Annotated in this window: 20 protein-coding genes; 9 read left to right on the forward strand and 11 right to left on the reverse strand. The window is 60.4% G+C overall.

Going from position 1 to position 20783, the window contains the following annotated elements:
* Positions 1 to 6: 6 nt before the first annotated feature.
* Complete coding sequence (locus ESZ53_RS06865) at positions 7 to 1008, reverse strand: glycerophosphodiester phosphodiesterase family protein (RefSeq protein WP_129072149.1); 1002 nt, start codon at positions 1006 to 1008, stop codon at positions 7 to 9.
* A 45-nt stretch (positions 1009 to 1053) separates the two neighbouring features.
* Here ESZ53_RS06865 and ESZ53_RS06870 point away from each other — a divergent pair, with 45 nt between their 5' ends.
* The 3 genes from ESZ53_RS06870 (at position 1054) to ESZ53_RS06880 (ending at position 2757) form a co-directional block, all read left to right on the forward strand.
* Positions 1054 to 1374, forward strand: a complete 321-nt coding sequence (locus ESZ53_RS06870) for a DUF4190 domain-containing protein (RefSeq protein ID WP_129072150.1) — start codon at positions 1054 to 1056, stop codon at positions 1372 to 1374.
* Positions 1364 to 1873, forward strand: a complete 510-nt coding sequence (locus ESZ53_RS06875; RefSeq protein ID WP_129072151.1) for a hypothetical protein — start codon at positions 1364 to 1366, stop codon at positions 1871 to 1873. Before ESZ53_RS06870 ends, ESZ53_RS06875 begins: the two co-directional genes overlap by 11 nt.
* Before the next feature lie 80 nt (positions 1874 to 1953).
* On the forward strand, positions 1954 to 2757 hold the full coding sequence (locus ESZ53_RS06880) for a Bax inhibitor-1/YccA family protein (protein WP_129072152.1): 804 nt from the start codon (positions 1954 to 1956) through the stop codon (positions 2755 to 2757).
* Between the two features lie 74 nt (positions 2758 to 2831).
* Here the strand turns inward: ESZ53_RS06880 and guaA are convergent, their stop codons facing one another.
* Genes guaA through ESZ53_RS06900 form a run of 4 tightly spaced genes read right to left on the reverse strand, consistent with a single transcriptional unit; the run spans position 2832 to position 6885 of the window.
* Positions 2832 to 4427, reverse strand: a complete 1596-nt coding sequence (guaA, locus tag ESZ53_RS06885; protein ID WP_129072153.1) for a glutamine-hydrolyzing GMP synthase — start codon at positions 4425 to 4427, stop codon at positions 2832 to 2834.
* Entirely contained in the window at positions 4424 to 4882 is a 459-nt protein-coding gene (locus ESZ53_RS06890) for a DUF3817 domain-containing protein (protein WP_129072154.1), read from the reverse strand. Before ESZ53_RS06890 ends, guaA begins: the two co-directional genes overlap by 4 nt.
* Positions 4883 to 4886: 4 nt before the next feature.
* Positions 4887 to 5711, reverse strand: a complete 825-nt coding sequence (locus ESZ53_RS06895) for an SURF1 family cytochrome oxidase biogenesis protein (protein ID WP_246837412.1) — start codon at positions 5709 to 5711, stop codon at positions 4887 to 4889.
* A 52-nt stretch (positions 5712 to 5763) separates the two neighbouring features.
* Positions 5764 to 6885 (reverse strand): GuaB3 family IMP dehydrogenase-related protein, encoded by a 1122-nt coding sequence (locus ESZ53_RS06900; protein WP_129072155.1) that lies wholly within the window; start codon positions 6883 to 6885, stop codon positions 5764 to 5766.
* A 138-nt stretch (positions 6886 to 7023) separates the two neighbouring features.
* Between ESZ53_RS06900 and ESZ53_RS06905 the strand changes: the two genes are divergently transcribed.
* Positions 7024 to 7938, forward strand: a complete 915-nt coding sequence (locus ESZ53_RS06905) for an ABC transporter ATP-binding protein (RefSeq protein WP_129072156.1) — start codon at positions 7024 to 7026, stop codon at positions 7936 to 7938.
* Entirely contained in the window at positions 7935 to 8750 is an 816-nt protein-coding gene (locus ESZ53_RS06910; RefSeq protein WP_129072157.1) for an ABC transporter permease subunit, read from the forward strand. Before ESZ53_RS06905 ends, ESZ53_RS06910 begins: the two co-directional genes overlap by 4 nt.
* 135 nt (positions 8751 to 8885) lie before the next feature.
* Here ESZ53_RS06910 and guaB read toward each other — a convergent pair whose 3' ends face one another.
* Positions 8886 to 10388: an IMP dehydrogenase gene (guaB, locus tag ESZ53_RS06915; RefSeq protein ID WP_129072158.1), complete on the reverse strand. Its 1503-nt coding sequence runs from the start codon at positions 10386 to 10388 to the stop codon at positions 8886 to 8888.
* Between the two features lie 279 nt (positions 10389 to 10667).
* On the opposite strand from guaB, the gene ESZ53_RS06920 reads away from it, so the two are divergent.
* The 4 genes from ESZ53_RS06920 to ESZ53_RS06935 are packed head-to-tail and all read left to right on the forward strand — an operon-like array spanning position 10668 to position 14636.
* Positions 10668 to 11948, forward strand: a complete 1281-nt coding sequence (locus tag ESZ53_RS06920) for a branched-chain amino acid ABC transporter permease (protein WP_129072159.1) — start codon at positions 10668 to 10670, stop codon at positions 11946 to 11948.
* A gap of 9 nt (positions 11949 to 11957) precedes the next feature.
* Entirely contained in the window at positions 11958 to 12938 is a 981-nt protein-coding gene (locus ESZ53_RS06925; RefSeq protein ID WP_129072160.1) for a branched-chain amino acid ABC transporter permease, read from the forward strand.
* Positions 12939 to 12957: 19 nt separating this feature from the next.
* Positions 12958 to 13902: an ABC transporter ATP-binding protein gene (locus ESZ53_RS06930; RefSeq protein WP_371683557.1), complete on the forward strand. Its 945-nt coding sequence runs from the start codon at positions 12958 to 12960 to the stop codon at positions 13900 to 13902.
* Positions 13899 to 14636: an ABC transporter ATP-binding protein gene (locus ESZ53_RS06935; RefSeq protein ID WP_129072162.1), complete on the forward strand. Its 738-nt coding sequence runs from the start codon at positions 13899 to 13901 to the stop codon at positions 14634 to 14636. The genes ESZ53_RS06930 and ESZ53_RS06935 overlap by 4 nt, the downstream gene beginning before the upstream one ends.
* A 447-nt stretch (positions 14637 to 15083) precedes the next feature.
* On the opposite strand, the gene ESZ53_RS06940 is transcribed toward ESZ53_RS06935, so the two are convergent.
* The 5 genes from ESZ53_RS06940 to groES form a co-directional block, all read right to left on the reverse strand.
* The gene (locus ESZ53_RS06940) at positions 15084 to 16355 is read right to left on the reverse strand and encodes an ABC transporter substrate-binding protein (RefSeq protein ID WP_129072163.1); all 1272 of its coding nucleotides are present in this window, start codon (positions 16353 to 16355) and stop codon (positions 15084 to 15086) included.
* A gap of 170 nt (positions 16356 to 16525) precedes the next feature.
* Complete coding sequence (locus ESZ53_RS06945) at positions 16526 to 17782, reverse strand: ABC transporter substrate-binding protein (RefSeq protein ID WP_129073530.1); 1257 nt, start codon at positions 17780 to 17782, stop codon at positions 16526 to 16528.
* Positions 17783 to 17912: 130 nt separating this feature from the next.
* A complete protein-coding gene (locus ESZ53_RS06950) occupies positions 17913 to 19205 on the reverse strand; it encodes an ABC transporter substrate-binding protein (protein ID WP_129072164.1) in 1293 nt (430 codons plus the stop codon).
* 56 nt (positions 19206 to 19261) lie between these two features.
* Positions 19262 to 20206 (reverse strand): EamA family transporter RarD, encoded by a 945-nt coding sequence (gene rarD / locus ESZ53_RS06955; RefSeq protein ID WP_129072165.1) that lies wholly within the window; start codon positions 20204 to 20206, stop codon positions 19262 to 19264.
* A gap of 156 nt (positions 20207 to 20362) precedes the next feature.
* A complete protein-coding gene (gene groES / locus ESZ53_RS06960) occupies positions 20363 to 20659 on the reverse strand; it encodes a co-chaperone GroES (protein ID WP_100388242.1) in 297 nt (98 codons plus the stop codon).
* Positions 20660 to 20783 lie beyond the last annotated feature (124 nt).

Raw genomic sequence — 20783 nt, forward strand, 5'->3', positions numbered from 1 at the left:
TCGACTCTACCCGCGCGCGGTGACGGCGAGGTCGGGTTGATCGGCAAAGACACCATCGAGCCCGGAATCCATCAGGGTGCGAAACTCCGACATCCAATCGCCATGCTGTTCGGGCTGCTTACTTGAGCGCAGGTTCTTCGGTAAGAACCGGTTCTCAGCGCGCAGCGTCCAGCAGAAGATGAGCAGCCCAGCGGCGTGGGCGCGCTCGACGAGGTCATTGGTGCCCGTGAGGTTACCCCCGAGATCTTTCACCATGAGCATCTTCTTGTCGACGCTAATGCCGTCAACTTCGGCGGCGAGCGCGGCGAGACCGGCGTCGCTGAGATGCTCGGCATAGCTGCGCGCTTTCGAGCCGTATCGGGCGACGAGATCAGAGGGCGCCCCGCTCGACTCGAGCAAGAACAGGAGCTTCCCGGGGATTCCACGTTCGCGGATGCGATGCAGCACACTCTGCTCGAACGATTCGATGATCAGGTTGTCGGCCGTGGCCCACTCCCGCATGTCGCGCGCGAACAACTCATCCAGCGGCAGCCCAATCGATGCAAAGTAGCTCGCGTGCTTGATCTCCGCCACGATCTTCAAGGTGCGGCGCTGTCCCTCCGGATGCTGGTCAACGATCTCGAGCAGTTCGCTCAGACGCAGAATCGGCGACCCATCGTTGTGGCTCGTGTTCGCTTGCCGCACCTCGGGCAGTCGCTCTCGCGCCCGCAATGTCGAGAGCTCAGCCCACGTGAAATCCTCGGTGAACCAGCCTGTGATCGCCTTGCCGTCGATCGTCTTCGAGGTGCGCCGAGCCGCAAATTCCGGATGTTCAGCCACATTGGTTGTGCCCGAAATCTCGTTCTCGTGACGCAACACCAGCACGCCATCGCGGGTTGCCACGATGTCAGGTTCCACCGCATCCGCCCCCAGCGTGAACGCAAGTTCGTAGGCGGCTCTGGTGTGCTCTGGGCGATAGCCGCTTGCCCCGCGGTGCCCGATCACAAGCGGGCGAATGGTGGTGATCATTGCTCCAAGAATATGCGCTTCATCGCCTGCCACTAATATTGAGGCATGCCCGAATGTTCGTCATGCGCTGCCGCAGTGCAACCCGAGTGGAAATTCTGCATCTATTGCGGAGAACCAACCTCGGCCGATGCAACGCGCCCGGCCCCTCTGGCAGCTCCGCGAACTAACCCGGTTGCGATTCTCGCTCTCATTCTCGCGGCCTTCGCCGGTGCCCCGGCTCTGATCTTTGGGCACATCGCGATGCGCCAAATCAAGGAGAACGGCGAGCGCGGTATGGTCATGGCCCGCGTCGCCACCGTTCTGGGATACGTGTGGTTAGTCGTGTGGGGCATTCTGCTGTACTCGCTTCTGACCAATGTCAGCTGAGCAGTTTTCGCTCGTTCGCGACTGGGAACCGACCCGTCGCCTGCCGCTTAGGTGGGGGCGCTACGAAGATCGATACTTCGCGGGCCTAGTACTCATCCTCGCCGGCGCCATGCATCTGCAGGGTGCCAACAACTACACCCTCATCATCCTGCTCATCGGCACGACGTCCACGGTAGTGGGTTGGTCGATCATGCCTGCGAAGGGCTGGCGCCGGATGATCGTTGCTCTGCCCGCCGTCACCCAAATCTGGATCATGCTCACCGGCCCGATGTCGATGTGGACTCTGGCGATTCCCCTGCTGTGTTGGCTCATCGTGAGACATCGCCCGCTCATCTCGTACCTCGCTCTGACCCTGCCTATTGCCAACGGCATCGTCCTCGCTCAGTTCTTTCAGGAGTACTCGGCGATGCCGCAAGCACTTGCCATTTCGGTGGTCGTGCTCGTCGGCGCGGCGTGGACGGCACAATTGATCGCTCAGAGCGCAGCCAAGCGAGCCTGAAAGTCCGGTATTTCTCAGCGAACTCCGGTAGTTTTGGGGGTGCGTCACTAAAGGGTGACACCACACCAACCAGAGGAATCATGGCACTCAATAACCCCGCTTTCTCCCGCGATGCTGCGTTCAGCTCGCGCGGCGGAATCGCCGTAGCGAACCAGGTCTCCAACCAGCAGCTCAACGACATGTACAACCGTGAGGCAGTTCCTGCTTCTGGCGATGTTATGACCGTTGAAGACACCATTGCCAAGACCGTTGGCGCGTTCGCGATTCTCGTCGTCGGCGCCGCGTTGAGCTGGATGCTCGTACCCGCCCTCCCCTTGCTGTGGCTCGGCGCCGGGCTCATTGGCTTCGTCCTTGCGCTCGTCAATATCTTCAAGAAGAAGCCATCTGGCGCTCTTGTTCTCACCTACGCCGCGTTCGAAGGCGTTTTTGTAGGCGGCATTTCGCGTGTCTTCGAAAATGCGTCAGGCGGAGTGGTGACTCAAGCCGTCATCGCCACCATTGCCGTCGTCGGTGTCACTCTCGCCCTCTTCGCGAGCGGCAAGATTCGCGCCTCGAAGAAGGCCACCAAGATCTTCATGATCGCCCTCATCGGCTATGTGGTGTTCACGCTTCTCAACGTTGTTCTGATGGCTACGGGAGTGGTTCAGTCCGCTCAGGGCCTGCGCGATGTCACGTTTATGGGAATCCCACTCGGCGCCATCATCGGTGTGCTCGTCGTGATCATGGCCGCATATTCGCTGGTTCTCGACTTTGACAACATCCAGAAGGGTGTCGCCAACCGCGCTCCCCGCGCGTACGGCTGGAAGGGTGCCTTCGGCATCATGGTCACCGTCATCTGGCTGTACCTCGAGCTGCTGCGCTTCTTCTCGATCATTCGAAACTAACTTCACGCTCGCTTAACGACAAAGCCCCCGTCACCTCGGCATTAGCCGGGTGACGGGGGCTTTTCGTTAACGACTTATTCCCACTCGATGGTTCCCGGTGGCTTCGACGTCACGTCGAGAACCACACGGTTCACCCCATCCACCTCATTGGTGATGCGGTTAGAAATCTTGGCTAGCACGTCGTATGGCAGGCGCGTCCAGTCGGCAGTCATCGCGTCTTCGGAGGACACCGGGCGCAGCACGATCGGGTGACCGTAGGTGCGGCCATCGCCCTGCACGCCCACCGAACGAACGTCGGCGAGAAGAACTACCGGGCACTGCCAGATGGTGTCGTCGAGGCCGGCAGCGGTGAGCTCGGCGCGAGCAATCGCGTCAGCCTTGCGCAGCAGTTCCAGACGATCGTGCGTAACTTCGCCGATGATGCGGATGCCGAGACCGGGGCCGGGGAACGGCTGGCGGCCAACAATGACCTCCGGCAATCCCAGCTCGCGACCGATCGCGCGCACTTCGTCCTTGAACAGTGTGCGTAGTGGCTCAACGAGAGCGAACTGCAAGTCGTCGGGGAGCCCGCCGACATTGTGGTGGCTCTTGATGTTGGCCGTGCCGGTTCCTCCGCCGCTTTCCACGACATCCGGATACAGCGTGCCCTGCACCAAGAACTTCACGGGCTCTTCACCGCCCTGGGCTTCGAGCACGAGAGCTTCAGCAGCGTTTTCGAAGCTGCGGATGAACTCGCGACCGATAATCTTGCGCTTCGTCTCGGGGTCAGTGACTCCGGCGAGAGCATCCATGAACTGATCAACGGCGTCGACCGTCACGAGGCGAACACCGGTCGAGGCGACATAGTCCTCTTCAACCTGACGACGCTCATCCTGACGCAGCAGACCGTGATCAACGAAGATGCAGACGAGCTGATCGCCGACGGCCTTGTGCACGATCGCGGCGGCAACAGCGGAGTCAACTCCACCAGAAAGACCACAGATCACGCGAGCCGAGCCAACCTGCTCGCGGATGCGGGCAACCTGCTCGGTAATGACGTTGCCGCTGTTCCAGTCGGCAGGGATGCCCGCCGCATCGTGCAAGAAGTTTTCGAGAACGGTCTGGCCGAACTCGGAGTGCTTGACCTCGGGGTGCCACTGCACGCCGTAAAGACCGCGTTCCTTGCTCGCAAACGCAGCAACCGGAGTCGCTTCACTGCTCGCCAACACATCGAAACCCTCGGGGGCTTCGGTCACGGCATCGCCGTGACTCATCCACACCGTCTGCTCTTTCGGCTGGTCGCCGAGCAACGAACCGCCGCCGCCCTGAACCGTCATGTCGGTCGCGCCGTATTCGCGCAGGCCCGTCTTCGCAACGGTGCCGCCAAGCTGGCGCGCCATCACTTGAAAGCCGTAGCAAATACCGAAAACCGGAACACCAAGCTTGAGGATGCCGGGGTCGAGGTCGGGCGAGCCAGGCTCGTAGACGCTCGACGGGCCACCGCTCAGCACGATGCCGGCCGGGTTCTTGGCCGCAATCTCTTCCGCGGTGATGGTGTGAGGAACAATCTCGCTGTACACGTTGGCTTCGCGCACGCGGCGTGCGATCAATTGCGCGTACTGAGCGCCAAAGTCGACAACGAGAACGGGGCGAGCATTCGTGTCTGCGGAGGTGGCCGTGGAATCGGTCATGCAGTTGCCTTTGCGGAGTCAGCGCCGGCCGCTTTCGCAGCTGCAGCGGATTCGAGTTTCGCGATCTTCGTCTCAACGAGGCGCGGTACCTGACGTTCAAGGAAGAACGAGAGGAAGGGGATGACACCGCCAAGGGCGATGTAGAGGAAGCGCAAGAAAGAATACCGCGTCAGGCGCCAGAGGATGAAGTCGGCGGCCACGTAGAACACGTAGAGCCAGCCGTGAACGATCAGGATGATCGTCGAGACGTTAATGCCTTGCACGAGCTCTTTCGGCGTAAGTGTCAAGAAAGCGGAGGGGCCGTTGAGCTCGATATCGCCACCCAAGCCGTAGCGGAACACCATCATGAGACAGAGCACGAGCAGGAAGGTACCGGTGATGATCGACGACACCTTGTAAAACTTGAGGGTGCGACGAATGTTGGGGATATCTGAAAGCCGGGGACCGAGAGCCATGGTTCTAGTCTACGGCCGGGTCAGGGGTAGAAACTTCGCGCTCTTCTTCCCAGACATCCCGCACCAGGCGGTACCAGAGGAACACCGCAAAGCCTGCAAACACAACCCACTCCACGGCGTAAAACACGTTGAGCAGGTTGAGCGAAACTTCGGTCGATGGCGGCGGAGAATCGATCGCTTCGAGGCCAGCGGGGGCATCGAAACTGACCACGTAACCACCGTAGGTTCCGGCGGGCACCTCAGCCCACAGGTTCACGAGTTCAGAGACGGCAAGAGCCGTGCGCTGCCCCTGCTCAAAGTCGGACTGTTGCGGTGACTCAGTCGGCAACAGCCGGCCCGTGATGGTCGACGCGGGTGGCGAAGCCTCAAGCTGCGAGATAGCGGATGCCGCGGCATCCGACGTCGCAGCCCAGCCGAGTGCTACCGCCACACTGGCACCGCTCGGCTCAACGGCGTGGCCCACGACCCAGTAGCCGCGCCCCCCGACATCGTTGTTACGTTCGGAGAGCACAATGTAGTCACCCGCGATCAACTCGGCTTCGAACGTGACCGTTTGACCGGTCGTCAGGTACGAAAGCGGAGCTTGGGCCGTGGCGACAGTGTCGAGCACCTCGACCGTTTCGGACTGCTGCTCGGTGATCTCGCCACCTTCAAGGCTGCGGCTCAACTGCCACTGCCCCAGAGCCGCGAAACTTGCCGCGATCGCGAGCGCCAAAATGAGTGCGCCGATCCAACGCGGCCGACGGGCAATCTCCCACATCGTCGCCGGTGCCGTCTCCGCTGCGGGTTCGGCAGGCGCCGCCGAAGCAGTCGATCGGGGTGTGACCATTGTTGATCTTCCAGCATCTGGCGTTGAGCATTCGCTCAGCGCGCGGTTTCAGCTACAGCGTGTTGTACGGAGCCACAACCACATCGACCCGTTGGAACTCTTTGAGATCCGAGTACCCGGTCGTGGCCATCGAGCGGCGAAGCGCACCGACGAGGTTCGACTGGCCGTTGGGGTGAGCCGACGGACCGTTAAGAATTTCGGCGAGAGGAGCAAGCTGACCGACCTCAACACGGTTGCCGCGAGGCAATTCGGAGTGGTGCGCTTCTTGACCCCAGTGGTAACCGCCGCCGGGAGCTTCCGTCGCGCGAGCGAGGGCACTGCCCAGCATGACGGCGTCTGCGCCGACCGCGATCGCCTTGACGATGTCGCCGCTCGTGCCGAGGCCTCCATCGGCGATGACGTGAACGTAACGGCCGCCCGACTCATCCATGTAATCGCGGCGAGCACCGGCAACATCCGCTACGGCGGTGGCCATGGGAGCGTGGATGCCGAGAGCAGTCCGCGTTGTGCTGGAGGCTCCGCCGCCGAACCCGACGAGTACGCCAGCAGCACCGGTCCGCATGAGGTGCAGCGCCGCCGTGTAGGTAGCAGCTCCTCCCACGATCACGGGAACGTCGAGTTCGTAGATGAACTCCTTGAGGTTGAGGGGTTCGCTCGTCTTGGAGACGTGCTCGGCGCTGACGGTTGTGCCGCGGATGACGAACAGGTCGACTCCGGCATCCACCACGGTCTGGTGAAGTTCTTTCGTACGCTGCGGGCTGAGCGCGCCGGCGACGGGCACTCCGGCTTCGCGAATTTCGGCGAGACGCTGCGTCACGAGTGCCGGCTTGATCGGCTCGGAGTACAGCGCCTGCATGCGCGCGGTCGCCTGGTCGGCGGGAAGATTGCGGATCTCTTCGAGCACGGGCTCGGGGTTCTCGTAACGAGTCCAGAGACCTTCGAGGTCGAGCACACCAAGGCCGCCGAGCTTTCCCATTGCGATAGCCGTCGCGGGCGACACCACGGAGTCCATGGGAGCCGCGATGACGGGGATGTCGAAGGTGTAGGCGTCAATCGTCCAGTTCACCGAGACATCGCGCGGGTCCCGCGTACGGCGCGAGGGCACGATAGCGATGTCATCAAAGGAATAGACGCGGCGAGCGCGCTTGGCGCGGCCAATCTCGAAATCATTCACTACTCCAGCCTACCGCGCATGGGGTGGGCTGATACCTGCCCATCAGCGACAATGAGTACCACGTCGTCAGCGCACGCAATGCTCACGGCTATTTTCCCTGAGTCACCTCACGAAAGGACGAGGCTGCGGCCTCCCCCCATGACTCTCGCCATTGAAACCCGGGCGCTCACGAAGCGCTACGGCCGCCACACTGCCCTCGACGGCATGGATCTCGCCGTCGAAACCGGCAGCGTGTTCGGCATGATCGGCCCCAACGGCGCCGGCAAAACCACTGCAATGCGGTTGCTTCTCGACATCATCCGCCCCACCTCCGGCCAGGCCACCGTGCTCGGCCGCTCCCCGCTCAGCGGTGGCGCTGCACTGCGCCGCGAGATCGGTTTTCTTCCGGGAGAATTGCTTCTTCAAGGCCGCGTCACCGGCCGCTCGCTGCTCAAGCATTACGCAGAGATCAGTGGGCGCGTTGCCCCCGGTCGCGTTGACGAGCTCGCCGAACGACTCGGGCTCGATCTCACCCGTCACGTTCGCACGCTCTCCAAAGGCAACAAACAGAAACTCGGTCTCGTTCAGGCCTTCATGCACGACCCCAAGCTGCTCGTGCTCGACGAACCCACCAGCGGCCTCGACCCCCTTATTCAACAAGAGTTCTTGAGCATGGTGCGTGAAGCCCAGCACAACGGTCAAACCGTGTTCCTCAGCTCGCACGTGCTGAGCGAAATCCAGAACGCCGCCGACAAAGTAGCCGTCCTCCGCAACGGCGTGATCGTCAAGGTCGGCGATGTCGCGAGCCTGCGTGCCAGCGCCGTGCGCCGCGTTTTCGTCGACTTCGCGGATGCCTCGGCAGCGAGCATCCAATCAGCGCTCGCTGCGCTGCCGAACCTTGATCACCTCACTGTCACCGAGGGCGAGGTGGTTCAGGTGACGGGCACCGTCGAGGGACACATCGATGCCCTCGTCAAGGCGATTGCTCCCTTCCACGTCGTCGACCTCCGGGTCGAAGAGCAAGATCTTGAGTCCTCGGTCATTGAGCTCTACTCGAAAGAGGCAAGCGAATGAGTACACCGCAGCGCACCATCCTTCCGCTCACTCGACGCAACCTCGCCGACTCTTGGCGCGGGCTGCTGGGCTGGACCGCCGGAGTTGCCGGCGCGATCTTCCTCTACGTGCCGCTGTACTCCTCGTTCTCGGGCGATAACGCCGGCTTCGACGAGATCATCAAGTCACTCCCCGAGGGGCTGGCAAGCACGCTCGGGTTCGAAGACCTCGCCAGCGGTGCCGGTTATGTGCAGGCCACGTACCTCGGGCTGATCGGTTTCGTACTCTTCACGATCGCCGCCACGCTCTGGAGCTCGGCGGCAATCGCGGGCGACGAAGAGTCGGGCTCTCTCGAACTCACCCTCGCCCACGGCGTCTCTCGGGTACAGATCATGGTCGAACGCAGCCTCGGCGTGATCTTGCGCCTGGTGTGGCTCGCCGTGGTCTCGGCGCTGCTGATTCTTGCGCTCAACGATTCATCGGGAATCGAGCTCGAACCGATCAACGTGATTGGCGGATGCCTCACGCTCTTGGCTCTCGGAGTGCTCGCCGCCAGCGTCGGACTCGCCGTCGGCGCGATCACGGGTCGCCGCGCCTACGCCTCCGCAGCAGCAGCAGCAATCTCCCTGCTCGGCTATGTGCTGAACTCGCTCGGCAACCAGAGTGCTGACGTCGAGTGGCTTCATGCCCTTTCCCCTTACCACTGGGCTTTCGGAGATTCGCCGCTCAGCAACGGCGCCGACGGGGGTGCGCTCGCACTCCTCTTCGGCATCTCAGCCCTCGCCCTGGCGATTGGCGGGTTCGTGTTCAACCGCCGCGACGTGTCCGCCTAGTGCGCACGCGCCGCTGACGTGACAGCAGAGACCCCCGCAACAGCGAAGGCCTGCGGAAAACAATTGCTTTCCGCAGGCCTTCTGCGCATTTAGCCCACTCGCTCTCTGGCGTGAGCGCCAGCTAGCGTGCCGTTGTTAGCGACGGTAGTTCGGTGCCTCAACAACCATCTGAATGTCGTGAGGGTGCGATTCTTTCAAGCCAGCGGCAGTAATGCGCACGAACTTGCCCTTCTGCTGCAGCTCCTGAATCGTGCGAGCCCCGGTGTAGAACATCGACTGGCGCAAGCCACCGAGCAGTTGGTACATCACCGTGGAGACCGGTCCGCGATACGGAACCTGACCTTCGATACCTTCAGGGATCAACTGGTCGTCCGAGGGAACATCCGCCTGGAAGTAGCGGTCCCGCGAGTACGAGGTCTTCTTGCCTCGCGTCTGCATCGCACCAAGCGAACCCATGCCGCGGTAGCTCTTGAACTGCTTGCCGTTGAGGAAGATGAGGTCGCCGGGGCTCTCATCGGTTCCCGCGAGCAACGAACCGAGCATGACGGTTTCAGCACCGGCCACAAGTGCCTTGGCGATGTCACCGGAGTATTGGAGTCCACCGTCAGCGATGACCGGGATGCCAGCCGCGCGCGCCGCGAGCGATGCTTCGTACACGGCGGTCACCTGCGGCACGCCAACACCGGCGACGACGCGGGTGGTGCAGATCGAGCCGGGGCCAACACCCACCTTTACGGCATCCACCCCGGCATCGATCAGAGCCTGAGCTCCAGCACGAGTAGCGACATTCCCGCCGATGATGTCGATCGCGTCGAAAGACGAGTCGGCCTTGAGACGGCGGACGATGTCGATCACGCCGGCGGATTCACCGTTGGCGGTGTCGACAACAATGAGGTCAACGCCCGCATCGCGCAACCGCTCCGCACGCTCCCACGCGTCACCGAAGAATCCGATTGCCGCTCCCACGCGCAGTCGGCCCTCATCATCCTTTGTGGCGTTGGGGTACTGATCAGTCTTTTCGAAGTCCTTGACGGTGATGAGGCCGCTGAGCTTGCCGGCCTCGTCAACGAGAGGGAGTTTTTCGATCTTGTGCTTGCTAAGGAGAGCGATCGCGCCCTCGCGATCGATTCCGACGGGAGCAGTGATGAGAGGCGTCGTCGTCATGACGTCACGCACAAGAACCGAGTCCATGTCTTCTGGTTCGATGAAGCGCATGTCGCGGTTCGTGATGATTCCCACGAGCGTTCCGTCTTCTTCGATAACCGGAAGACCAGAGACGCGGAACTGCCCGCAGAGGGCATCCACTTCGGCAACGGTCGCTTGTTGCGTAGTTGTTACCGGATTGGTAATCATGCCGGATTCGCTCCGCTTGACCTTGTCGACGTAGGCCGCCTGATCATCGATGGAGAGGTTGCGGTGAAGCACCCCGAGACCACCGTTGCGGGCCATCGCGATAGCCATTCGAGCCTCAGTGACGGTGTCCATCGCCGACGAGATTAGGGGCGAAGATACGCGGATTCTGCGGGTAAGACGTGAACTGGTGTCAGCATCGCTTGGAATTACGTCGGTGTGCCCGGGCAAAAGCATTACGTCGTCATAAGTGAGGCCGACGAAGCCGAAGGGGTCTGGCTGTTCCATGTTAAATGTTCCTTACGGCGGGAGTGCGAAACCGGCGATCTTGTGTTAAATCTCCGGCCAATCAATATTAACGGGTTTCGTGCCAGAACATTCCCCCGCATAATGGCTTCACCGCTTTGTACCCGACAAGCATTTGTATGTCGGACCGCAATCGGCCGGTGTCGTCATTGCCGTCGACACGTCAGAACCCGCGGGATTCTTGATTCCGTCGGGTACCCCTCTGGAGGTCCTGTGAACACAGCGGAATATCGCCGCACGCGGCGGAAAAACCGATGGGGAGTGCTCCTAGCGCTACTTATTGCGCTTTCTGCCGCTTTCTCTCTGATGTCCCTGCCAGCTATGGCCGACGAAATCAACGTCGACGAATACGACAACAGCATCATCGGTAACGTCAAGCTCAATAGCGAGGCTCTCGAGGGTGTACTACTCACCGTCTCCGGAGGCGGCTATGAGGTTGAGGTAGCCACGGATGCTGAAGGTCGCTGGAAAGTAGGCGTGCCCGAAGGCGACGAGTTCGTCGTCACCCTCGACGAAACCACTCTGCCTGACGGCATTGCAGTGATCGACGAGACCGGCGAAGACGACACTCCCAACGAGAAGGAAGCGATGATCGGCCCGAGTGGCTCGACCGTCATGAACTTCTTCATCGGTCGCGGTGAACGAAACGTCACGAGCTTCTTCGATCAGTTCGTTGAGCGAATCGTCAACGGCGTCAACTTCGGTTTGATGCTCGGCCTCGCTGCTATCGGCATCTCCCTTGTGTACGGAACCACCGGGCTCTCCAACTTTGCGCACGCAGAAATGGTGACCTTCGGTGCGGTGATGGCACTCATAGTGTCGGTCGACCTCGGTTGGCCCGTCTGGATTGCGATCCCCCTTGCCGTACTCCTCAGCGCCGGCTTCGGGTGGTCACTCGATGCCGGGCTCTGGAAACCGCTGCGAAAGAAGGGTGTCGGCGTCGTTCAGCTCATGATCGTGTCAATCGGTCTGTCGCTGGCGCTTCGCTACACCTTCCAGTACTTCCGTGGTGGCGGAACCGAACAACTGCCCGGCTCGGACTCTCCCGATATTCCGCTCTTCGGATCGGTATCGCTCAGCCAAACCAACATGATCAGCATGGTCATCAGCATCGTCGTGATCCTGATCTTCGCGTGGTGGCTCGTCAAGACAAAGATCGGTAAGGCAACTCGTGCCGTCTCCGACAACCCGTCGTTGGCTGCCGCATCCGGAATCGACGTCGACCAGGTCGTGCGTGTGGTCTGGATCTTGGCCGCAGCGATGGCCGGCCTCGCCGGCGTGCTGTGGGCTTACTTCCGCCCCGGCATCCGCTGGGATATGGGTGCGCAGATCCTGCTGCTCGTGTTTGCTGCCGTCACCCTCGGTGGACTGGGAACAGCATTCGGCGCCCTGGTTGGCTCGATCATCGTCGGAATCCTCGTCGAGACCTCTAGCCTCTTCATCCCCTCCGATCTGAAGTACGTCGGCGCGCTCGGCGTGCTCATCATCGTCCTGTTGTTCAGACCTCAAGGCATCTTGGGTCGCAAAGAGAGAATAGGTTAGGGGCCGCTCATGGATATTCTGCAAATTCTCTCCAACACCGGGTCATCGCTGATTGCACCCGCAACGATCGGATACGCCCTCGCGGCGCTCGGTCTTGCTATGCACTTCGGCTTCACCGGTCTGCTCAACATGGGTATGGCTGCCTTCATGGCAATCGGCGCCTATGGCTACGCGATCTCAATCCTCACCTTCGGTTTCCCGTGGTGGGGCGGCATGCTCGTCGGTATCGGCGGCTCGCTCGTGTTCGCACTCATCCTTGGTATTCCCACCCTGCGTTTGCGCGGTGACTACCTCGCGATCGTGACGATTGCTGCGGCCGAGGTTGTGCGTCTGTTGTTCCTGACCACGACCTTCGACAAGTACACCGGCTCCGCCGATGGACTGAGCGGCTACCACGCGAGCTTCCGCTCGTTCAACCCCATTCCGGATGGCACCTACGGCTTCGGCCCCTGGGAGTACAACGCCAACGGTTGGTGGGTTCGCATCTTCGGAATCGCCGTGCTCGCGCTTGCCGCGTTCATCCTCTGGGCCGTTATGCGCAGCCCGTGGGGTCGCGTCATCAAGGGAATCCGTGAGGACGAAGACGCCGTGCGCGCCCTCGGTAAGAACGTGTTCTCCTACAAGCTGCAGTCGCTGATGCTCGGTGGTGTCTTCGGAGCGATGGGTGGAATCATTTACGCCCTGCCCGCCTCAGTCAACCCCGGTGTGTACGTGACGTCGCTGACGTTCTTCGTTTACACCGCACTACTGCTCGGCGGAGCCGCCACGATTTTCGGACCGATTATCGGTTCGGTGATCTTCTGGGGCGTGCAAACCCTCCTGAGCAACCTGCTTCCCGCCATGGTCAACATCGGACTCTTGCCGTTCATGACCACGACGCAGTCGCAGACAGTGCGTTTCATCCTTGTGGGTGTGGCGCTGATGTTGCTCGTGATCTACCGACCACAGGGCATCCTCGGCAACAAGAAGGAGCTGACCTTTGTCAAGTAAAGATGCACCGGCCGCGCCGGTGGAACGCGCAAAAACAACAGGGCTCCACAAGGGCGACATCGTTGCTGGTGTTGCCAAGGTCGATCCGATCATCATCGCTGATGGCATCCGTCGCACCTTCGGTGGTCTGACTGCCGTGAATGTCGATCATGTCGAGATTCCCCGCAATGCGATCACCGCGTTGATTGGCCCGAACGGTGCCGGCAAGACGACGCTGTTCAACCTCTTGACCGGCTTCGACAAGCCCGACGCGGGAAAGTGGACGTTCGACGGTCACTCGCTCGCCGGAATGGGGGCGCACAAGGTTGCACAACTTGGCCAAGTGCGCACGTTCCAGCTCACGAAGGCTCTCGGACTCCTCACTGTGCTCGAGAACATGAAACTCGGCGCGAAGGATCAGATCGGGGAGAACATCTTCCGCGGCATGATTCCCGCTCTCTGGCGCAAGCAAGAAGCCGAGATCGAAGAGCGCGCGATCGTTCTGCTCAAGAAGTTCAAGCTCGATGCCAAATCGTCGGACTTCGCCGCCAGCCTCTCCGGTGGTCAGCGCAAGCTTCTTGAAATGGCTCGCGCCCTCATGAGCCAGCCGACTCTGGTGATGTTGGATGAGCCGATGGCCGGCGTCAACCCCGCGTTGACCCAGTCGCTGCTCGACCACATCTTGGATCTCAAAGACGAGGGCATGACCGTGCTCTTCGTGGAGCACGACATGCACATGGTGCGTCACATCGCCGACTGGGTGATCGTGATGGCTGAGGGCCAGGTCGTTGCTGAAGGCCCGCCAGATGAGGTCATGAAGAACCAAGCCGTCATCGATGCGTACCTCGGTTCGCATCAGGATGTCGACCTCGGTGTGGTCACTGGCCGCATCGAAGGCGAGCTCAACACGGCCGCGATCGATCTCGTCGAAGAGGTAAAAGAACTCGACGAGAATATCGCTAAGCGCAAGGAGACTGGCAAGTGAACGCTATCCCCACCGAGAACGCGGTAGTCCACGTCAAGGACCTCACCGCGGGCTACCTCCCGGGCGTGAACATCTTGAACGACTGCAACCTGGTCGCAAACCCGGGTGAGCTGATCGGAATCATCGGACCGAACGGTGCCGGAAAGTCGACGCTACTGAAGGCCATCTTTGGCCAAGTTCAGGTTCGTGGTGGAACCATCAGTTTGAACGGTGACGATATCACTGGACTCAAGGCAAACAAGCTTGTGTCTCGCGGTGTTGGTTTTGTTCCCCAGAACAACAACGTGTTCCCGAGCCTGACCATTGAAGAAAACCTTCAGATGGGGCTGTATCAAAACCCGAAGATCTACGACGAGCGCCTCGAGTTCGTCACCGGCATCTTCGCTGAGTTGAAGTCGCGCTTGAAGCAGCGCGCGGGTTCGCTCTCCGGTGGTGAGCGCCAAATGGTCGCGATGTCGCGAGCGCTCATGATGGACCCCCACGTTCTCCTTCTCGACGAGCCGTCCGCTGGACTCTCGCCGGTGAAGCAGGATGAGGCGTTCATCCGCGTATCGGAGATCAATAAGGCTGGAGTGACCACGATTATGGTGGAGCAGAACGCTCGTCGTTGCCTGCAGATCTGCGACCGCGGCTACGTTCTCGACCAGGGTCACGACGCTTACGAAGGCACCGGGCGCGAGCTATTGAATGACCCCAAGGTCATCGGGCTCTACCTGGGAACCCTCGGCACCTAGCCACACGCTGCATATAAGGCCCCATCCGGATTCGTTCGGGTGGGGCTTTTTTGGTGCGCTGGGAGCGGCCGTGCGGCTCAGGCAGGGCCACACAGCAGCATCCTGCTCCCGCACCACAGCGCCCGCAGCGCTCAGAGACGTTCTGAGCGGTCGTTTCGTACCGAACCATCTACGAATACGTCGGGACGGAGTAAGGCGCTTACAGCGCGACCTGATGCAGTTTCACGTTTGACTCGAGCGTGGTGATGGCAGTGAAACGCTTTCAGCGTCACTTAATGACGCCTCCACGGGGCAACGCTGCACCCGACTTCGTGAACACGCCTCAGAGGGCACACCCGGCCCACAGGGAAGACCCAGCACTCGCCACGACAGTCCCGCACGCGAAAAAGGCCCCAACCCGTGAGGGGTTGGGGCCTTCTCTTAGCGAAAGCTAAGTCTCAGTGAGACTTAGAAAGCGCTGTAGGTGTTGTCTTCACCGTACTGGTAGATACCAACCTTGGCCTCAGTGGGGTCACCGAGGTCGTCGAAGGTGATCGGACCAGAGATGCCGTCGTAGTCAGCTACGCCGCCACCGTTGATGATTTCAGCACAGTCAGCGAAGGTGGTGCACTTCTCGCCGTTGCCAGAGCCGCCCGATACTTCCTGAAGCTTCTCGGCAATTGCTGCGGAGTCGGTCGAGCCGGCTGCGAGCGATGCGAGAGCAAGAAGGATTACCGAGTCGTAGGACTCTGCTGCGTAGCTGAACTCTTCGAGCTCAGGCTGGCCGGACTCCACGTAGTACTCGTTGAGCGACGTTGTGAAGTCGGCAATCGTGTCTACGCTGAGGCCCGGAAGGGTTCCCTTGGCGCCGGTGAGGGTGCCCGCAGCGAATTCGTCACCGAAGTTCGCGAGGTTACCGTCTACAAAGTAGAGGTTCTCAGCGGGGAAGCTGCTGACGATGCTCGGGAGCATGGTCGACACTTCTTCGAAGGTGATTAGTGCGATGGCGTCAGGGTCAGAAGCAAGAACTTCGGAGATCTGAGCATCGAACGTGGTGTCACCGGTGTTGTAGGTGGGCTGCGAAACAACTTCACCGCCGGCTGCTTCGAATGCTTCCTGCGTGTAGCCAGCAAGGCCAGTTCCGTAGGAGTCATTAAGAACGATCATGCCGAGGGTCTCGTGACCATCGCCAGCGATCAAGTTACCGAGAACCTCACCCTGGAGCACGTCGGAAGGAGCGGTACGGAAGTACAGTCCCTTATCGTCGTAGTCAGTGAATGCGGCCGAGGTGTTTGCCGGCGAGAACTGGATTACTCCAGCGCCAACAACCTGGTCAATGAACTGAAGCGAAACACCCGAGGATGCTGCACCAAGAATTGCGGAAACGTCTTCACCGAGCAGGCGAGGGATTTCAGTCTCGTATGCCTTGTTGTCGGTGTCGCCCGAGTCGCCCTGAACCAGTTCGATCTGGATGCCGGCGTCTGCTTCATTGATCTGCGACTTTGCGTACTCGGTTCCTGCGATCTCGGGCGGGCCGAGGAATGCGAGGTTGCCGGTTACGGGCAGTGCCGTTCCGAGCTTCAGCGACAGTTCGCCACCCTCGGAACCTGTGGAAGTTTCTCCGTCAGTGCTTGCACAGCCGGCCAATACCAGTGCACTTGCACCGACAATTGCGAGACCGCTCAACAGGGTCCGCTTGGACCGTGAAGGGGAGGCCGTAGCCTTCGCGAATACGCTCATGTTGCTCCTTGCGTTTCGAATGTGTTCAGGAATCAAACGTGGCACCACTGTGTCACCACACTGTCAAGCTATGCCCACCCGAGACGTCTGCACAATACATCTGTACTACAGCCTTGTAACGCTCTTCGAATCGTTACCATTCGTAGACTTTTGGAAAACGCAGGTTTTACTTAGCCGATTCGGGTGTACACGTTGTCGCTACCGTACTGGTAAATCCCGATGATGGCGCCCTGTGGGTCGCCATTGTCACTGAGGGTTATCGGGCCTGAAACACCGTCGTAATCTACCGTGCGGCCATCGAGCACAATCTTCGCGGCATCCGCAAAGTTGAGGGCTATCTCTCCATCACCACTTCCGCCGGACACCTCTTGAAGAGCGCTCGCGATGCCTGTGCCCGAGGTGTCTTGTGACGCCAACGCAGCGAGGCTCGCAAGAATTACGGCGTCGTAACTTTCGGCGGCATAGCTGAAGTCCTTCAAGCTCGGGTTGATTTCGAGTAGACGGTCTGTGAAGTCCGAGATTGTGTCGATGTCGAGCCCTGGCTGGGTAACTATCGAGTCAGTGAGGGCTCCCTTGGCGAAGTCCGAGTCGCGATCGCCAAGCGAGAGACCGGTGAAGAACAGCTGATCTCCTGAGTATCCGGCCTTGATGAACGCCTTAGCGATCTTCTCAGCTTGCTTAGAGCCGACAATTGCTACCGCATCCGGCTTCGCTTCAACCGCGGCATCAATCGTGTCGGTGAGGCCGGTGGCCTTGTCATCAATAGTCTCCTGGTAGATGACTTCGCCGCCACCCCGCAAGAAAGTTTCGCTGACCGCGCGAGGAAGAAGCGGGCCGCACAACGCATCCTCCGAGAGAATCGCGATAGAGCCGTCAACGCGCTCTGCCATAGCGGCCCCGAGCGCGGAACCTTCGAGCGCGCAGGACGGGGATGTGCGCCAGTACAGCTGGCTGTCGTCATAGTTCGAGAAATCCGGAGAGTCATTCGCCGGTGAGATCTCCACGACTCCGGCAGCAGTGATCATGTCGACCACTTTTTTCGAGATGCCGTTCGAGAGACCACCGATGATCACCGTCGCGCCGGCATCGAGCAGCTCCGTTGCTGCCTCTTCGGGAGTCGAGTCGCTGGAGTCGCCGGAGTCGCTCGTCTCTACGTCCACGACGAGTTTGGCATTGGCGTCATTGACGTCTTGTGCCGCGAGAGCGATCGCCGCCGACACTGCGGGGCCAAACTTGTCGAGCGCCCCAGATTCAGGCACAAGTGCACCGATCGTCAGTGTGAGGTCTTTGGGCGCGGGGCGCTCCTCAACAGGCTCCTCTGCTGAGCATCCACTCAACACGAGCACAGCGGCGAGTACGCCAGCAACTGTCGCGAACCCACGGCGGGTTCGGCGCGACTTGGGTGATCCCACGAAAATTGATGTCATCACAGTCGCTCCTCTCTACCGCCCAATACAGACAGCGGCATAGTTACGGTAGTGGTCAATCCTGAAAAAGCGAACTCTGGAGGGCCAATCTGTACCCCGAAAAGCCACCCCGGTGCGGGAGGCACCCGAACTAGCCAAACACGCCACCGCTCTTGTACTCGAACTTGTTCTCGCCGTCATACGTGTAATAACCCCAGAAAGCGGGCTCAACGTTTCCGTCCGGTGTGAAGTTCACCGCGCCAGAAACCCCGTCGTAATCGATGTCGTTTGTCGTTGCGAGAACATCAAGGCACTCAGCAAAACTCAAACACTTCACGCCATTTTTTGAGACGTCATAGAGCGAACCGGCAATCGCAGCGCCCGCGTCATCCTGAGCGACAATCGCCGCCAGCACTGCGAGAATCGTCGCGTCATAGGCTTCAGCGGCATACCGGTAGCTGGAGAGAGCGGAGTCTGTTGCTTTGAGCGTGGAGATGAACGACTTGGCAGGCTGGTAGCCCTCAATCACTCCACGAACTCCTTTAAGGGTTCCATTCTTGAACGCCTGTGAATAGTCCCCCGTATTGAGCGACGTGAGCCAGAGCTCAGATCCGGTGAAGCCAGCGCCGATGAGTTTTTCGATGACAGCTTTGGTGGCTTTCTCCGAATCGTAGGTGGATCCAACCACGACCACATCGGGGGCAGCGCCCTTCAGGCTCGCCACGATCTCATCGAACTTTGTTGTCGAACTTTCGAACACTTCATCCGCCACAAGCTCGCTGTCATACTCGGCGAGCGCAGTCACCACCGTGTCGTGAAGTGCCGCACCTTGCTCGTCTGCCACATACACGAGTGCGACTTTCTTCGGAGTCTCCCCGCCAGCGAGCGCAGCTGCGAGTGCGTACGCCTGCTGGTCATACGCGGGGATAGTGCGGAAAAAATAGCCGCCGTCAAAAACGTCGTCGAGACTCGAGAACGTCGCGGCCGGAGATATGACCGGAATTTGTGCGTCGAGGGCCAGCGGAATTACCCGCTGCGCCAGGGCCGATGATGACGGCCCAATCACTACGTCGACATCCTTCGACACGAGGGTCGCGAAGTGCGACTCCAGCTTCGTGTTCTTGGCCTCGCCAGAGTCGACCGCCACAATTTCTACGGGCTCGCCGTTCACTCCCCCGGCAGCGTTCACCTCTTTCACCGCAGCCGCTACTCCCGCTTTCTGAGCGGGAGCTAAAAAGGAAAAGGTGCCGCTCGTGGGGAAAATCGTGCCGATGCGCAGCACGCCATCGCCCGTGCGAACGATTTGCGGGGCGGGTGTTGCCGTGGCCGACGCGACTGCGGGAAGCGATGGCATCGGAGACGGTGCGGGAGCGCTGCAGGCGGCAAGGGCGCACGCGACCACCGCTGCGACGACCACAGCTCGAGTCGAACGAGATCTCGTCATTTCCCTGCCTTCCTCGGCATGCGCTCCTCGGGTGAGGGCGGGCCTTCAGACGAATACTACGGTGCCCCGGGAGCCTCGGCGGCAGAACCCAGCCGCGTGCGGGACGAGTGGCGGAACAGATCAAAAGTGAGAATGGCTAGTGCCAGCCACACGATTGCGAAACCCAACCAGCGTTCTGGCGGCATTGTCTCGTGAAAAATGAAAACGCCGACGATGAGCTGCAGGATAGGGGCAAGATACTGCGCCAAACCCATGTAGGTGAGCGGGAGCCGACGCGCCGCGGCAGCGAACAGAATCAGTGGCGTCGCAGTGACGACGCCCAAGAAGAGCGTCAACGTCAGGTGTCCGGCACCGGCAGTGCCCACAGTGAGCTGCCCGTCGACGGAGAGCACGATCAAGGCGACGACCGCAATCGGAGCAAGGAATGCAGTCTCAACGGCCGGACCGCCGATGGCATCCGCTTTCGGTCCAACATTCTTTTTGACAAGGCCATAGAAACCGAAACTGAACGCAAGGCCGAGAGCGATCCAGGGAAAACTGCCGTAGCTGATCGAGAGCACCAGCACGGCAAACGCACTAATCGCGAGAGCTATCCATTGGAGCGGACGCAGTCTTTCGCGCAAAATGACAACACCGAGCAGCACCGTGACGATCGGATTAGTGAAATAGCCGAGCGAAGCTTCCACGACGTGGCCGTTGAGACTCGCGTAGACATAGATGAGCCAGTTGACGACAACGAACGCCCCGCCGAGGCCGAGAGTCCAAAAAGTTCTGCGATCGCGAATGATCGCGAGCACGCGCCGATACCCGCGGGTGAATACCAACAAAATTGCGCAAAATACCAGCGAGAGCACAATCCGCCACGCGACAATCTCGATCGCGCCTGATTCCTTGAGCAGGAAGAATACGATCGGCAGCCCGCCCCACAGCGCATAGGCGGAGACAGCAAAGCCGAGACCGCTCGAAGAAACGCGGTCGGTTGCGGGCGCAGGAGAAGTCACCTGTAAATCCTAGGGCTGGCGACGAACCGTCCGCGCCATCCTCAGCTCTGAGTCATCGCCCCGCTCATTTCTGCGGGGACGACGAAAGCCCAGAGCCGAGGCTCTGGGCTTTCGAATTGTCGCGCCGCGAACGGCGGACAAGAAATGAGTATCGCGTTAGCGAACGACTACTGCGAGAACGTCGCGAGCCGAAAGTACGAGAAGGTCTTCTCCGCCGTACTTCACCTCGGTTCCGCCGTACTTGGAGTAGATGACCTTGTCGCCTACAGCGATGTCAAGCGGCACGCGGTTTCCGTTGTCGTCAATGCGACCGGGACCTACGGCGACTACTTCGCCCTCCTGGGGCTTCTCTTTCGCAGTGTCAGGAATGACGAGCCCAGACGCGGTGGTCTGTTCTGCATCGACCTGCTTGATAACAATGCGATCCTCGAGCGGCTTAATGGACACCGACACGTTTGACCTCTTTCTAAAAGTGCTTGGGCTGGCACACTCCGTGCAGGAGTGCCAGATCAACTATACGGCTTGGTTGGCACTCGATCAACGTGAGTGCCAATTCGGATACGGATACGGTTAGAGA

The sequence above is a fragment of the Salinibacterium sp. UTAS2018 genome, assembly GCF_004118935.1.
Classification (GTDB): domain Bacteria; phylum Actinomycetota; class Actinomycetes; order Actinomycetales; family Microbacteriaceae; genus Rhodoglobus.